General features: G+C 55.1%; 11 protein-coding genes and 2 pseudogenes. 1 reads left to right on the top strand and 12 read right to left on the bottom strand.

The genetic code is table 11. The features are described from left to right. The 12 genes and pseudogenes from TW83_RS20980 to TW83_RS18425 form a co-directional block, all read right to left on the bottom strand. Window positions 1-296, bottom strand: a pseudogene (locus tag TW83_RS20980) (hypothetical protein); the annotation flags it as partial. Between the two features lie 649 nt (window positions 297-945). Further along, window positions 946-1,938 carry an ATPase, T2SS/T4P/T4SS family gene (locus TW83_RS18465; protein ID WP_045984243.1) on the bottom strand — a complete coding sequence of 331 codons (993 nt, stop codon included), beginning with the start codon at window positions 1,936-1,938 and terminating at the stop codon, window positions 946-948. After that, window positions 1,938-3,518: a TrbI/VirB10 family protein gene (locus tag TW83_RS20265; RefSeq protein ID WP_162198089.1), complete on the bottom strand. Its 1,581-nt coding sequence runs from the start codon at window positions 3,516-3,518 to the stop codon at window positions 1,938-1,940. The genes TW83_RS18465 and TW83_RS20265 overlap by 1 nt, the downstream gene beginning before the upstream one ends. Further along, window positions 3,515-4,195, bottom strand: a complete 681-nt coding sequence (locus TW83_RS18455) for a TrbG/VirB9 family P-type conjugative transfer protein (protein ID WP_045984242.1) — start codon at window positions 4,193-4,195, stop codon at window positions 3,515-3,517. The genes TW83_RS20265 and TW83_RS18455 overlap by 4 nt, the downstream gene beginning before the upstream one ends. Next, a complete protein-coding gene (locus TW83_RS18450) occupies window positions 4,195-4,848 on the bottom strand; it encodes a type IV secretion system protein (protein WP_045984241.1) in 654 nt (217 codons plus the stop codon). The genes TW83_RS18455 and TW83_RS18450 overlap by 1 nt, the downstream gene beginning before the upstream one ends. Further along, the gene (locus tag TW83_RS18445; protein ID WP_045984248.1) at window positions 4,848-5,663 is read right to left on the bottom strand and encodes a type IV secretion system protein; all 816 of its coding nucleotides are present in this window, start codon (window positions 5,661-5,663) and stop codon (window positions 4,848-4,850) included. The genes TW83_RS18450 and TW83_RS18445 overlap by 1 nt, the downstream gene beginning before the upstream one ends. Window positions 5,664-5,675: 12 nt before the next feature. Further along, window positions 5,676-6,821 (bottom strand): lytic transglycosylase domain-containing protein, encoded by a 1,146-nt coding sequence (locus tag TW83_RS18440; protein WP_052714981.1) that lies wholly within the window; start codon window positions 6,819-6,821, stop codon window positions 5,676-5,678. Between the two features lie 234 nt (window positions 6,822-7,055). Further along, the gene (locus TW83_RS18435; protein ID WP_052714980.1) at window positions 7,056-9,416 is read right to left on the bottom strand and encodes a DUF87 domain-containing protein; all 2,361 of its coding nucleotides are present in this window, start codon (window positions 9,414-9,416) and stop codon (window positions 7,056-7,058) included. 267 nt (window positions 9,417-9,683) lie between these two features. Beyond that, window positions 9,684-9,974 (bottom strand): TrbC/VirB2 family protein, encoded by a 291-nt coding sequence (locus tag TW83_RS20255; RefSeq protein WP_084697705.1) that lies wholly within the window; start codon window positions 9,972-9,974, stop codon window positions 9,684-9,686. 16 nt (window positions 9,975-9,990) lie between these two features. Beyond that, a pseudogene (locus TW83_RS20250) lies at window positions 9,991-10,416 on the bottom strand (lytic transglycosylase domain-containing protein); the annotation flags it as partial. 830 nt (window positions 10,417-11,246) lie between these two features. Further along, window positions 11,247-11,876, bottom strand: a complete 630-nt coding sequence (locus TW83_RS19525; RefSeq protein WP_084697704.1) for an acyl-homoserine-lactone synthase — start codon at window positions 11,874-11,876, stop codon at window positions 11,247-11,249. Beyond that, entirely contained in the window at window positions 11,842-12,096 is a 255-nt protein-coding gene (locus tag TW83_RS18425) for a hypothetical protein (RefSeq protein ID WP_148923758.1), read from the bottom strand. Before TW83_RS18425 ends, TW83_RS19525 begins: the two co-directional genes overlap by 35 nt. 130 nt (window positions 12,097-12,226) lie before the next feature. On the opposite strand from TW83_RS18425, the gene TW83_RS18420 reads away from it, so the two are divergent. Next, window positions 12,227-12,853: an autoinducer binding domain-containing protein gene (locus tag TW83_RS18420; RefSeq protein ID WP_052714978.1), complete on the top strand. Its 627-nt coding sequence runs from the start codon at window positions 12,227-12,229 to the stop codon at window positions 12,851-12,853. The last annotated feature ends 592 nt before the right edge of the window (window positions 12,854-13,445 follow it).

Below are 13,445 nucleotides of genomic sequence, written 5' to 3'. Positions count from 1 at the left end.
ACTTGGGGAATGTATGCTAAGCCAGCAGCTGGATTGTCATACCAAGCGGCGCCATAGACATTAAAAAGTTCTTTGCTCATTGAATTTCGAACTGCAACTTCAAGTGCTTGCAATGGTCCATAGAACGCAGCACTCACAGCCGTATTCCAAGTGTAAAGGCGAGCGGCTTCCTCACGGTTGCCACCTGCAGCTATAAGGTAAGTAGCGAAGCGGTCAGCTGAAAGCGTCGCTTCCAATTCATTCAGGGCGTCCTCACTATAGGCATACCTCTTGACATCTGCGTCCATATCCGACATATACCCCCTTCAATATGTCTGACTTGCAGAGCCATGTTCAGAAGAACCAGAACCGCGATAAGAGCCGAAACCAACTGAGCTGTCCCGGCAATTTCTGATGCGACCGCTTCGAATTGCGATTGGCCCAGTGACGCCAACAATTCCATGGTGTTCAAGTAGGTTCGCTCGATGAATCCCATGATCTTACTCCACGCTTGCGCATAGCCTTGTGACCATAGGCAGTAACGGTCTGCTATAATCGGCCAGTTTGTCTCGCGCAGCCTCAAACCTGCCGCGTTCAGCCTCACCCCACACAAATTTAGAGTCGGGGCTGACCTCTGCCCAGATCGCCTCAACTAGTGGCCGGGACTCGTTCCAGTCAGGATAGAGCTGATCGCAAGAGCATGTCTCATTCGATGAGACTGCCCTTGCTCTTTCAGCACTGCGAAATTCCCGGCCGAGTTCAAGCCGCCACTCAAATCCGAGTGGCTGGTCAATCATCCATTGCGGACGGCCAGGGTGGTTCAGGCATCGCTTACGATCACGCAATTCTGGGTCAACGTGCGCGCTTTCCACGCTCGCGTCAGTCCCCGCGCCTTCATTGGTCTGGGCGACCGCGGGATGGCCCGCGAGGGCGATAGTAAGAGCTAGGGAAAGCCCAACAACGTTGTCATGATTCATCGACCGTCTCCGTTTGCGCGTCGTATCGGCTTGGCAGGAATACCTCTAGCACACCGCGCTTTCCGTCGCGCTTTCCGACATGAATAACCACGTCGATAGAGCGTACCACATAGGAAATCATGTCCTGATAGGTCATCTTTCCATCGGCCTCCAACGCTGTCTGCGCCATGCGCTCCACAGCTAGCTCCGCCGTTTCAGCATGTATGGTCGTGATCGAGCCGCCATGCCCCGTGTTGATCGCTTTCAGGAATGTATAGGCATCAGCCCCTGTGACTTCGGATAGGATGATCCGGTCAGGTCGCATTCTCAATGACGACTGAAGTAGCACGTCAGGACTACGGAAGGGATCGTTGCGGTTTGATACCATCATCACCTTGTTGGGCTGGCGTGGCATCAGGTCAGGCACGTCCTCGATAGTGAGGATGCGTTCGCTGTTATCGACTTGGCCCACGAGCCAGCGTGCTATCGACGTTTTCCCCGAGCTGGTCCCGCCGCTGACAACAACATTCAGCTTTTCCCTGACGCACATTGTCAGCGCGTCGATCAAGTTGCCTTCGGCCAGGCCCCAGACACGGTTTGTCAGCTCTCGCCTTGCCGCACTTGCGCTTTCCGGCCCGTCGCCAAGATAGGCAGGCTCAAACATTTCAGTATCCGATTTGAAGAAACGCATCGCCAGTGCGTCCCCGCCGCGAACAACGGGGTGCTGGATCATCTGCGCCCGGATAAGCCAATCGCGGTAGTTGATCGAAACACTGCCCACGGGATGCTTTTCAGAGATGCGAATATCGCCTTCGGCTGCAATCTGCATCCCAGCATCCCTGACTTCTTCATTTGACAGTTTGATGGGGGACAGCTTCATCGAGGCATCCCCACGGTTCTCATACCAAACCTGACCGTCAGGATTTACGCAAACTTCAACAAGATCGTCGTTCAGAAGATCACGCAGCCGACCGAATGCCTTATCGACATAGCTTTCATCCATCAGAAGATCTCCAAATCGCGATCAACGATGATCGTTACCGATGTCCCTTGGCGAACATGGATGGTCGGCGGCAGATTGATGTACGATCCGATTGCCGTGTCCGTTGCAGACGAGAAATCGTCGCCCACGCCTTGAACCACCGTGGAAACGTCATCGTCCTCTAGTTTGTTAGCGGCAATCGCTGGACCTGCCCCGATAATCGAGATCGCAGCGGCGCCGCCAAAGCGTTTTCCGAAACGTGTATCAACTGCACCGCCCGTACCGCTCCGGCCCAACTGGTCGGCGCCGTAGGAGGCAATGTTGACCGAACGGTTGCTAGGCGTAAGAATCCGCGTCCACACGATCAGAATGCGTTCCTGCCCTAGCTCGATGCCGCTGCTGTACTCGCCAAAGACCTTTGATCCGCCCGGTATAAGGACCGCCGATCCATCCATGCTGTGAACGTCCTCGGACACCACACCCCGGATTGGTCCGGGCAGGGTGCTGTCCACTGCCGTTTCAAGAGACGCCTGAATAATCGTACCTTGCGGGACTGTGGCTTGTGGCGCTGTAATCTGTGTTGCCCGCGCTACCGGGACCGGTTCGACAATCCGCTGAACGAAGGACTCGTTTGCGCTAAGTTGACGGCCCTCAGCCGCGCCGGCTTCCGACGCGCCGCTGTTGTTCACGGCCACAAGGGCCGATTGCGCGCGCTCGCGCTCCAACGCTGCCCGTTCAGCCCGAAGTTCCTCAAGCCGTGCCCGGTTGTCTAGCTCTAGCTGCGCCTGTCTGTCGCGCTCACGCGCCTCCTCCTCAAGCCGCAGGGTTTCAGCTCGAAGGCGCTCTTGCTCCAAGGGGTCAACTGCCCGCGCCTCGTTTAGCTGCTGCTGAAAGTTCTCCGACTGCTCCAGAAGATCTTGCTGTGCCTTGGTCTGCGCAGCAGCCAGGTCGCGTTGGTTCGCGGCAATTTGCTCGCGCATCCCGGCCAATGAGGCTTGAAGCTGTTCCTCAATGGCACGGGCGCGTTCCTGGTCATTCTCAGCCGTGCTGCGGAGGGTCGCAATGTCGGACGCGAACCGGTCCCGCTCACGTTCGAGTTCTTCACGAAGAACCCTTTCTTGCTCCGTTTCATTTTCTCGCTCAGCAACCAAAGCCCGAGCCGCCGCCAGCTCTGTCTCCAGGTCGGCCAGACGGGCCAGCGTCGCGCTGTCCGTCTGTGTCGTAACGACAGGTCGATCAATGAAAATCGGGTCGGGTGCATCTGGCAGTCCAAGACTGTCAGATGCCGATCTGTCCTCAGGAAATTCCTGAACATTGCTCGTAGGGATCGCGAAGGCTGGCTGTGACGGTGGGGAGACGGAATTATAGACAGCATATCCACCAATGCCCAAAACCAACGCCGCCGCAGCCAGTCCGGCAGACTTTGCGGCCGATCCTCGCCTTCCGGATGATGTTGCCTTACCTTCGATGTCAGCCATCCTGCTGCGTAGATTGCCTTCATCCTTAGCTTCAGGTTCGGCAGGCTTATCGGAGGGCGCGGTCGCGCCTTTACCTTCGATTTCGGCCATTCTGCTGCGCAGATCGTTGCTTTCATCGGTCATTGGAAAAGCTCCACGATGCAGATTTCCTGATTGCCGAGGCGCAGTGCCCATTGCTGCGATGTGCCGCTGACGCGAACAATCCGGCCATCCATGCTTTGAGAGTTGACGCTGCGCTCACGCCCGCCCGTCACCTTGAAGACAGCGGGAACAGGCGAATTTTCTCGGAATCTGAAATACGTGAATGCACCATCATCCCAGATTGCGGTTGGGGTGATTTCGCTGCTGGCGCTGACGCCATAGTTGGTATTCGCGGCTGTCCGAACCGGCGTCGTCCCGGCCTGCTGACGTGCCCGTGCAGGATAGGAGAAGCGGACAACATAGAACGGGGTGGCAGTCTCTTTGACGCTGAAATAGTAACTCCGCCGATCCGTGTAGACCGTCACGTTGGTTTCAACATCACTTGCCGTTGGCTTAATCGCGAAAACCCGGTCCCCCGGTATCGACTGAAACTGGAACGCAGACGTATCACCTGCCACAATCGACACGATCCGTTCCCCTTCCTCAAACTCGACCGTGGTGGCACGGGTCAGGGTCACGTTGATGGAATAGACCTGACCATCGACGTGCGGTGTGACGCGGACACGTCCATCATGAGACCCACGCGGCGGCGTGGCTTCACCGAAAGCTGCCGTACCAAGGCAGGCAATCAGCGCGCAGCAAAGTATCCCGGTACGCATCAATCTCTCCTGTCCTGATAAAGCTGGTAGTCGGTCACCGTGAAGCCCAATGGATTTTGCCATACGGCTTCGAGTGTCTTTTCCTGCTCAGTTGCGAAGTCGAAGCCGATGACTGCTGTGAAATTGCCTGTGTTGGACCCATCAGGGTTCGTCAGCCGCTTTCGCATACGAACCTGGACACGATCATCGCCAAGAAGGTTGATGCCGGTTACGACCACATCGACCTGCGTTCTGTCGCCGTACCGGGTCGGCAGATAGCGGTCACTGCCAGAATCCCAGAGTTCGACCAGACCAGTCCGCGCCGCGCCCAATGTCCTCGAAAGCGCACGATTGATCCGAACATCGTTGTCGATCTGGTTATAGGACTCGCGGTCGATCACGTACTGATAGACGAGCGACTGTACGACCGCAGAACGTTCATTGAGGCTGACGGACCCGATCGCTGCATTGGGCACCGCCATTCCAGTTTCAGGATCAAACGGTACGACGATTGGCGCGGGGGGCTGATGCCAGATCATGACCGCAGCCGAAGAACAGACGGAAACAATGGCGGCGGCGGTCATTCCTGCGAAAGCGATCTTCCACAGTCTTTCGCGCTGCATTGCGCCGTAGATGACTTCTGCCTCAAGGATGCTTTTATCGTTATCGGCCATTAGTCGAAATCCGGTTGTGTGAAGTCGGTGAATTTTTCAATGTCGGCAAGCGTTGCTGCATCCAGCACCCCGGTCATTCCGACATTCATGGTCTGGACTGATTCAAGCTGCCACATCGCTGCCATGGCGATTGCCAGTTCAGCGGTGACGCGGGTGTTGTGATCGACCGAAGCCTTGAGGCTGTCCAGGTTCTGAATTTCTGCGACGAGAACACCGACGCGCTGGACGGACTGTCCGGCCTCGGCGTAGGCGACTTCTGCTGCCGCCGATGTAGCGGCCCCTGTCGTCGTTGCAGCCGCGTTGCGTTCAGCCTCAGGGACACCCGAGGTTGCCATTGCCGTAATTTGCTCTTGCGAGGTGCCGCCGCCAGATAGTGCCGCCGCTACGCGCTCCTGAAACGCCTCTGCGCCCGCACCTTGTAGACCAGACCAGTCGCCTCTTGCACCCTGCATGAGTGTGCCGAGCATATCCGCGTCAAATTCGCCTTCGAGAATGCCGTCCAGGTCAGTGCCCAAGGCAAGTTCAAGAATATCCGTTGGGTTGCTGAGAAGGTTTTCAATGTCACCCAGTTTCGACAAATGCTGATCCATCAGCTCGATCTGCTCAACGAGCATGGCGATTTGTTCTTCCTGCAAACCCATATCCACAAGCATTTGTTGGAACGTTTCCAACTGCTGCAACAGATTGCGCGAGTCGATAACAGGAACACCCTGCGCATTGGCGACCGTGGGTGTGAAAGCGCCGATGCCGGGAATAAAGACCAAAGACAGCGATGCCGAGGTAAATGCCGCTTTCAGGAGTTTCATCGTATTCATCACGCTATCCAATCAGAGGTCAGGTTGGGTGAAATCAAAGAAGGACATGGCTTCTCTTTGCTGAGCGAGGCGCGATGCCTGTTGGGCATATTCGGATTGCGTTCGAGCAGCTTTGTTTTCGATCCGTGCATTGAGAATTAGGGTAAGTTCAGCCCGCATCATCGTATTCAAATCGTAGGCGTCTTTTGGGTCGGTCGTGTTTCTGATTTGCGCAACGAGATTGCGAATGCGGATTAGCGCCATCTGCGCGTTGTTCATCGAATACTCTGCATGATGCAAAGACCCGGCAGACATGAGACTTGCGCCAGAAACCGCATATAGAGCGGGATCAATTGTGCCTTGAGCCTCGACACCGCCAATAGTGCGCAAGTAGCTATTATATTTTTCAGGGATCACTTGAACATAGTGCTGTGTCTCTGCGAAAGGCGGGACGCCTCCGTATTCTTCGATCCGTCCTGGGCCAGCGTTGTAGGCACCCAATGCGAAGATGATATTGCCATCGAAGCGTTGGAGCTGCGCCGCAAGATACCGACCCCCACCAACGACCTGAATGTACGGATCGTCGTAATAGGCAGGATAGATACCCAAATCGCGGGCAGTGCCGGGGATGATTTGGGTCAGTCCGAAAGCAGCGGCAGGCGATCTTGCACCTACCTGAAAACGGCTTTCCTGCCATATCAGGGCTTGCATCAGACACCGCCATTGCAGGGGGGTTAGACCCGCAGCGGCAACACCGGGGAGGTTGTAGGTATCCTGCGATCCGCGAATGATGATTTCTTCAATGTTCTCTCGCGCATCACCAAAAACAAAGCGGCCCGCAGGGTTCGCAAGAGGTCCATAGACTTCTTCAACACCTGCCATGTCCGAGTTCCCGCCCATGAACGTGGTCTGGAAAGTGGACACCGAGCTAAACGCCTCAATCATGCGGTCGAGGCTTTCGAGCTGCTGATTTTCGAAGTCCCGAATTTCAGCGCGGTTAGTCGCTTTTTCGACTTGGGTATCTTCATCATGTTCAAGATGAAGATACCCGCGCAGGCGCTCTGCAAAGCTCTGCCCATCGACAACAGGGACACCCTGAGCCATGGCGGACGATCCAAGCAGGACAGCTACGATTGCCGCACCGATCCCGCATGCAGGGGATTTAATGCGCCTGGTCACCGCACAGCTCCTCTTTGATACCTTCAGCCATCGCCCGCGTTTGGGCGTTGGTTGCTGCATCCGGCGACGTGGCAGCAAAAGAGAACACCGCCGTTTGCCCAGGCAGCGGTTGAAAGTCGCACCTTCCGCTAGGGGCACCGCTGCTTGTGAAGCACTTGCACCGCGCTTCACGCTCCTGCGTCGAAGTGCAGCCAGCGATAGTCAGAATACCGACGACCAAAAACACGGATTTCATCATTTCGCTTTTCTCCAAAAATCAGGGGTTTCACGGAAGTCTGGGCCTGCTACCGAAAGTCCGGCCGAGCCACCGCCGAGGATGTGAAGGTAGTCGCCAAGGGACGACAGGTCGGCATCGAGGACGACCGAGTTTTCATCATCGCGGAGCAGGAAATTACGCCCGGCGGAACGCGATGTGACAATATCCAGCTCAGCAGCATTGAGCCGCAAAGCCTGATAATCCTCGTAAGAAGACTTCCCATCAGGAAACAGAATTTGCGTTGGGAAGAATGAGAAGACGCGATCACCGACCTTAGAACGCGCCAACTGCGATGCGTTCTGAGTCAGCATGACGACAACCGCATTCTGCTTGCGAAGCGTGGCAAGCCACCCCTCGATCACCGTTGCAAAATAGGGGTTGTCGATTGCCTTCCACGCTTCATCAATGAGAACGATTGTGCGAGTACGGTCGCGCATCTGGCGTTCGATCCTGCGGAAGATATAGCTCAGGACAGCGGTACGCTCACGGTCAGACTGCGCATCCAAGATCTGCGTGAGATCGAAGCCGACGACATTCCCATCCAGCGAAAATGTATCCTCAAGGGTTTCACCGAACACCCAACCGAACCGGCCACCCTTTGCCCATTCCGCAACGCGGGCTTGCACGTGCCCGTCATCATCAGTGGAGGCAAACTGCTTTGCGAAAATGTCCCATTTCCGCAACGAAGGGGCGGCGGCAGCATTGCGGCGGACGTTTTCGAGGATTGCGCGGGTTTGAAGGGACGACAGTTCTTCATTCGGCGACAGGATATTAGCCAGCCAATCAGTCAGCCATGCCGTTCCTTCTTCGTCAGTTTCGACCCACAGCGGGTTCAGGCCAGTCGGCATACCGCTTTCGATGGTCGAATATCTGCCCCCCATCGCCCGCGTGACCATTTCAAGGCCGTGGCGATAATCGAAAACAAAAATCCGCGTGTCGGCGCGTTGCGCTTGCGACAAGAGGAAGGATGCCAGAACGGTTTTACCGGAGCCGGTTTCCCCCAGGACGAGCGTATGACCTGCAGGCGGCTCACCTTGGCCCGATCCGCGCCGATGGAAGCTGAACCTATAGGACGACCCATGCGCAGTCGGAAAGACGGCTACGGGTGTTTTCCACGGAAGCACATCGCCGGTTTTTCCGAGCGGCGTCCGATGAAGGGACGAGTAGTCGGCAAAATGAACATTTGTGATGACGTTCAGCCGGGACCGAGCCACCATGTTTCCCGGAAACTGAGCGAAATAGTGGGCGCGTTTGACAAAGCTATCCTTGACCAGCCTTGCCCCCGCATTGGTTGCAACGCCTTCCAGTTCGGACATTACTTCGCGAACGCGCGCCTCGCTGCGATCCACGATGGAAATTGATAGCTGATGATGACCTAAAGAGACGTCCTGAACCAAGACGCTTTCATGCAATGCGCCGAGGGCTTCACTGGCATTGGCCCGAACGTCTGCCGTAGACGACATGATCCGCCGCTTGCGCTCGATCAGGTCTGCCGCAGCATTGTTACCCATAGGCGAGAAGCTTTGGCTGATGACGTAATCGCACGGCAGTGCGAAATCATCGAAGATCGTGACCCATGATTGAGGCGGATAGGTTTTAAGCGCACGGATTTGTCCATACCGATCACCCAAAGAACCATCGGTCAGCTCGAAGCCGTCTTTGGTGAACGTGACACGATCAGACAGCACATCGTCGGCAACGACTGTCAGTGCGCCGCTTGGATAGATGGGGCGTTCATCCGCAGTCTGGACCGACCCCAGGAAGCCAAGCAGTTCCCCGGACGAGGCAGTCAGAATACGGGTCGCGTTGCCGCCGATAGCCGACCGCATGAACCGGCATACTTCTTCAAGAAGCTCCAAATCTTTTGCATCGCCAGCACCTTCGATAAGGCTGCTGGCACGGCTAAACAGGCCAGCCGTTTTCTTGAGACGACCTGTCCGGACAATCGAAATGGTAAGCCTGCTATCGCGCAGCTCGCTAGACGCCAGACCATCCCGCCACCGCTTGTCTACAGCAGAGGAAAAATCATTGCCCTTGAGGGGTTCAAGACCCTCGGTCAGATCAACCTTACGGCTAATTTTGTGAGTATAAACCGTGAAATTCGGGCCCATTTGCGCCAGGACACCGGCGAAGGCCCGCTTCATGCTGTCCAGATCTTTATCCGGTGTCGTAGCTGCATTCAGCCCCTCGACACGAATGCAGGTCATAAACGAGTTGTCGCGGAGACGAACCGTATGGTCATTCACCAACGTCACGTAGGGGACGTGCATGAAGCCATTTTTAATCAGGTTTCGTTGGGCAACGATATTTGCGGCAATCGCAGATAGATCAAGCGCCATAGCTGTCACCCCCGAACATCTTGCGGGTTCTGGTTCCCGGAACGACACGCGATCCGATCAAAAGAACATCGACCACTTTTTCATCCTTCTCCGCTGCCCAACGGCAAAGCCCGTAAACAAGAATGCACCAAACGATTGTGAATACGCTCACAGACCAAATTAGCGGGAGAACGGTCCCCCCCATAAAAGGTAACGCGAAGCCATAGGGTAATCCGAACAGCTTTGAAGATTGCGTCAGCGCAATATAAAAGGGGGTCCGTTCCATCATTATGCGGTGCCGCCCCAGATCGACTGAATCACAGTCGGAACAACGCCGATCACGACGATGATAAGGAGCAGGGTGAAAACACGCCCCCAATCAATGAAATTGAACGCGCCGCCGATAAGGACGAATACCGCAACGATTGTCATGACAGTTCGACCTGTCACACCGGTAAGCGCAGTGAGGATCGAGTTGAGCAGTGAATCGACTGCACTTAAATCAATCTCTTGAGCAAAGGCAGGTTGCGACCATAGCACAGCCGTAACCGCAGCCAGTGCGATTAAATTCCGGTTCATAGTTAGCTTCTCCTAATTAGGGGAGGGTTTCGTTAAACACAGCCATCACTTTGCGCACGTGACCCTGTGTTTCTCGATACGGCGGGATACCCCCATGCCGTTCGACTGCATCCGGACCCGCGTTATATGCAGCTAGTGCAAGTTCGCTGGAGCCGAATTGGCGGAGCATCGCTAATAGATAGCGTGCCGATCCGTCCAAATTCTGGTGTATATCGTGGGGATCAACGCCCAAATCTGCGGCAGTTCCCGGCATGAGCTGGCCCAGCCCAATTGCCCCGACATGAGAACGGGCATTAGGATTGAACGCACTTTCAATTTGAATGTTTGAGCGGAACAACGCAACCCATTCGGTTGCCGACAATCCCGCTTGAGCTACTGCCCGATCACTAGCGTACTTAAAACCAGTCTGGTGAATGGCATCAAGAATGTCTGCCCGTGGGAGGAGAACGCGGGGGGCGACGAAAGACATGCTTTCAGCCGGAACATCCGCAACAGGTTCCAAAGGCTTTTGACCGAAGACAACGAGGCCGTTGCCCTGGTCATAGTTTACAAAGCCGCCCTCGCCTATAACCAACACGTCGGCAGAGGCGCTGAAAGCATGAGAGAGGATTATCGACGATACAAGGACACCAATGGCGCGATTAGGGCGGTGCTGGTCCGTCCTCGCTTTGGAAAATGTCTCTTTTGCCGCAGGCTGGAACAGACAGGCATTAGGGGCTGTACTGCTAAAAGAGGGAATTGAGGCCATACGAAGAATGGCCTGTCCAAGAGACGCATTCGCCTTAAGTGTCGGACCTCCAATCTGCCGTATAGCGGCCATCTTTAAATAGTTCAAAAGCCTGCCCCTTTTGCATTGGCATTATCAATCCGGGGAAACCCCAGAGCATAAGTTTTGACGCAACGCCCGACACAGTGAGCGATGTTTCTGGTTTGTTTCTGACTTTATAGACCAATAACCGGCGGGATTTTTTGTCGGCCGATAAGACCTCGTATATCCACTTGCCAACTACCGCTGTTCCCTTCTTGGAAACGCTTTCTTGGCATATGACGATTACCGATCCGCCCTCGTCTACGACTTGCGTAACTTCCTCGCTGAGTATCACTGGCGGTATGACTAGACTCATTGGTGGCTCCTGCTCATCGACAGGTGCCTTACTGCACTATGTTGGGTTGCTCGCACTAGCTGGTTTTAACTAGATCACCATCTGAGTACCAAACCATTCAACAGACGTCAACAATAAATGAATTGTTTGTTTAACATTGTTGAATTGTTTAGGTCAGTTCGCGCACCGGGCACTCAAAGACTTGGAACGATCCTTCGGAGTTGCTGGCGACGGGGCCCAGTTGCTTGACGGGCCACGACAGCGAGTTTGCCATTCGCTGAAATGCGGGCGATCCAAGGAACAGGACCGTCTCAGCGCCTTCCTCGCCCAAGAACGTGTTGATCTTAGCAAGGATCATCCTGGACACGTCGCGCGACCCGGTGACTACCATGCGGGTAATCTCCCAGACTTTCTCATTCATCGGCGGGATCGCGTGGCACAGCTCCTGCGGCAAACCGGGCAGCACGCCCAAGCAGGCGTCGCGGATCATATAGCTATATTGGATTTGTCCGGTCCCGCTAATCTGGTCAGTACGGCGAAGCCGTGCCCCTCCGACTACAAGGCCGTTCAACGTTGCAACAACATAGATCGTATTGAAGGAGTCGTACTGTTCGAACTCAAGATCTTCAGCATGGAACAGCGGCCATTCCAAACGATCTACGAAAATCTGCTTACGCAGCTTCAGGTATTCGTTGACCAGGTGCCACCTGTCCAGGTCCTCCGGGCAACGGATAACCTCGACCTGATAGCCGTCGCGTGATGCGTCACTGAACATGCGGCTTGGCTGCATCTTGACCATTGGTACCTACCTCGAAAACTTCCGTTGAGCCGATGAATAGGCGGATGCCTTCGGGTGTGACGGCCCACACGCCCTTGTTCGAAAACTTCACGGTGATCTCTTGGCCTTCCTGCATATGGTCAAACATCGACAGCAGGTTTTGGGCCATATCGACGGTGAAGTTTGCCTCGGCGGAGATAACCACGCCCCTCGGGCGCACCTTGGCGGTTAAGTCGGTCATCTGTCCCTCCCATGGCATTTCGCCGATTTGCTTGAACATCACTTACGGCGGGAAATTAACCATTGACACTAACATGTCCTTTTGGTCAGTTGATTAGTGCAAAACGCATTTTTTTCTTGACAGGCTTGAAATGATTGAACTCGTGATCCCGAATCATGAAGATGAACTTGCTGTCCTCGAACGGATCGGCAACGGAGGTTTCATCCTCGGCCTTGGCCTGAAATTTGGAAAACCTGATTTCTGCCTCAACCGCTATCCTGATGCCTGGACAAAAAAGTACGAACAGGAGAACTACTTTTTCGGCGATCCCATGACCGTTTGGACCATGGCCCGCACAGGAATGATCCGCTGGTCGGAGTCCAGCCTTCCCGATCTACGAGGCGTGATGGCTGACGCAGCCACCCATGGTCTTGTCTACGGAGCTACATTTGTCGAAGTGGTGAAAGGCAAACGGTCATTCCTATCCATCGCCCGAAATGACCGAGAGCTGACTGACGGAGAAATGGAACTGCTCATGGGCCGCGTGAAGGCGTGGGCAAACCTTTTCACAAGCTATTGGAAAACTATCGGGCTGACCCAAGGCGAGATCGACGCTTTGGCCTCGATCAAGGGTGGTGCCAACCAAGATGACGCCGCTGAGACGTTGAACATCAGCCGGTCGGCATTGAGACAGCGACTATCTACGGCGCAAGTCAAACTCCGGGCACCAAATTCCGTCAGTGCAGTCGCACGGGCCGCTCAGATGGGAATTATCTGAAATCCAGTAGAATTAGTCATGTGTGATGGGAAGGGTAGGGGGGAGGCATTGCGCTAGCCTCAGCTCAGAAAGTGATGTGGAGGCGCACTATGGGTCTCCATACACATCCAATAGTCGTCATACCCGCGAACCACGAAGTTTGGCAGATCGCAATGGTGTAGGCTCGGCACTTGGTGATCCGGCACATTGCGGCTGCGATTGGCAATTGATGCCTGTGCGATAGCGGCTGAAAGCTGACCCCATACCTTTGCCTTGTCCGGGGTCGGCACTACCTTCGTGGGACTTTTCCAGAAGCCGCGGCGGTGTGGATCGTAGATGACGTACTGCATGGCAAAGGTCGGCGCTGTGATGAACGATGCCAATCCGCAGCTGCGCCAAACGGTTCCCGATGCATAAATCCGATTACTAGGGACTTAGAATATCATAAGCAGGGGAAGCCTCACTGCCCTTCATAGGACTATTGTGCACCAGATAGCCGTCGCTTCTGTCACGCAGACAGACAACGGGAAGCACCCTTTTTTTCACTCTCAGTTCCAACTAGTTGAGGTGCTCCCCCTTCCTTGGACGGGATCTGGCGCTTTTTAAGCTCTGA

The organism is Paracoccus sp. S4493 (assembly GCF_000967735.1).
In the GTDB taxonomy this organism is placed as follows: Bacteria; Pseudomonadota; Alphaproteobacteria; order Rhodobacterales; family Rhodobacteraceae; genus Paracoccus; species Paracoccus marcusii.
Note: the sequence above shows the minus strand (reverse complement) of the source record. Positions and strands in the feature narration are given on the sequence as shown.

Excerpts from the sequence above, each read along its gene's own strand:
- TW83_RS18425 (WP_148923758.1), bottom strand. The coding sequence starts at position 12,096 with ATGACCGACTTAACCGCCAAGGTGCGCCCGAGGGGCGTGGTTATCTCC.
- TW83_RS19525 (WP_084697704.1), bottom strand. The coding sequence starts at position 11,876 with ATGGTCAAGATGCAGCCAAGCCGCATGTTCAGTGACGCATCACGCGAC.
- TW83_RS18435 (WP_052714980.1), bottom strand. The coding sequence starts at position 9,416 with ATGGCGCTTGATCTATCTGCGATTGCCGCAAATATCGTTGCCCAACGA.
- TW83_RS20255 (WP_084697705.1), bottom strand. The coding sequence starts at position 9,974 with ATGAACCGGAATTTAATCGCACTGGCTGCGGTTACGGCTGTGCTATGG.
- TW83_RS18450 (WP_045984241.1), bottom strand. The coding sequence starts at position 4,848 with ATGGCCGATAACGATAAAAGCATCCTTGAGGCAGAAGTCATCTACGGC.
- TW83_RS18465 (WP_045984243.1), bottom strand. The coding sequence starts at position 1,938 with ATGGATGAAAGCTATGTCGATAAGGCATTCGGTCGGCTGCGTGATCTT.
- TW83_RS18455 (WP_045984242.1), bottom strand. The coding sequence starts at position 4,195 with ATGCGTACCGGGATACTTTGCTGCGCGCTGATTGCCTGCCTTGGTACG.
- TW83_RS20265 (WP_162198089.1), bottom strand. The coding sequence starts at position 3,518 with ATGACCGATGAAAGCAACGATCTGCGCAGCAGAATGGCCGAAATCGAA.
- TW83_RS18420 (WP_052714978.1), top strand. The coding sequence starts at position 12,227 with ATGATTGAACTCGTGATCCCGAATCATGAAGATGAACTTGCTGTCCTC.
- TW83_RS18445 (WP_045984248.1), bottom strand. The coding sequence starts at position 5,663 with ATGAATACGATGAAACTCCTGAAAGCGGCATTTACCTCGGCATCGCTG.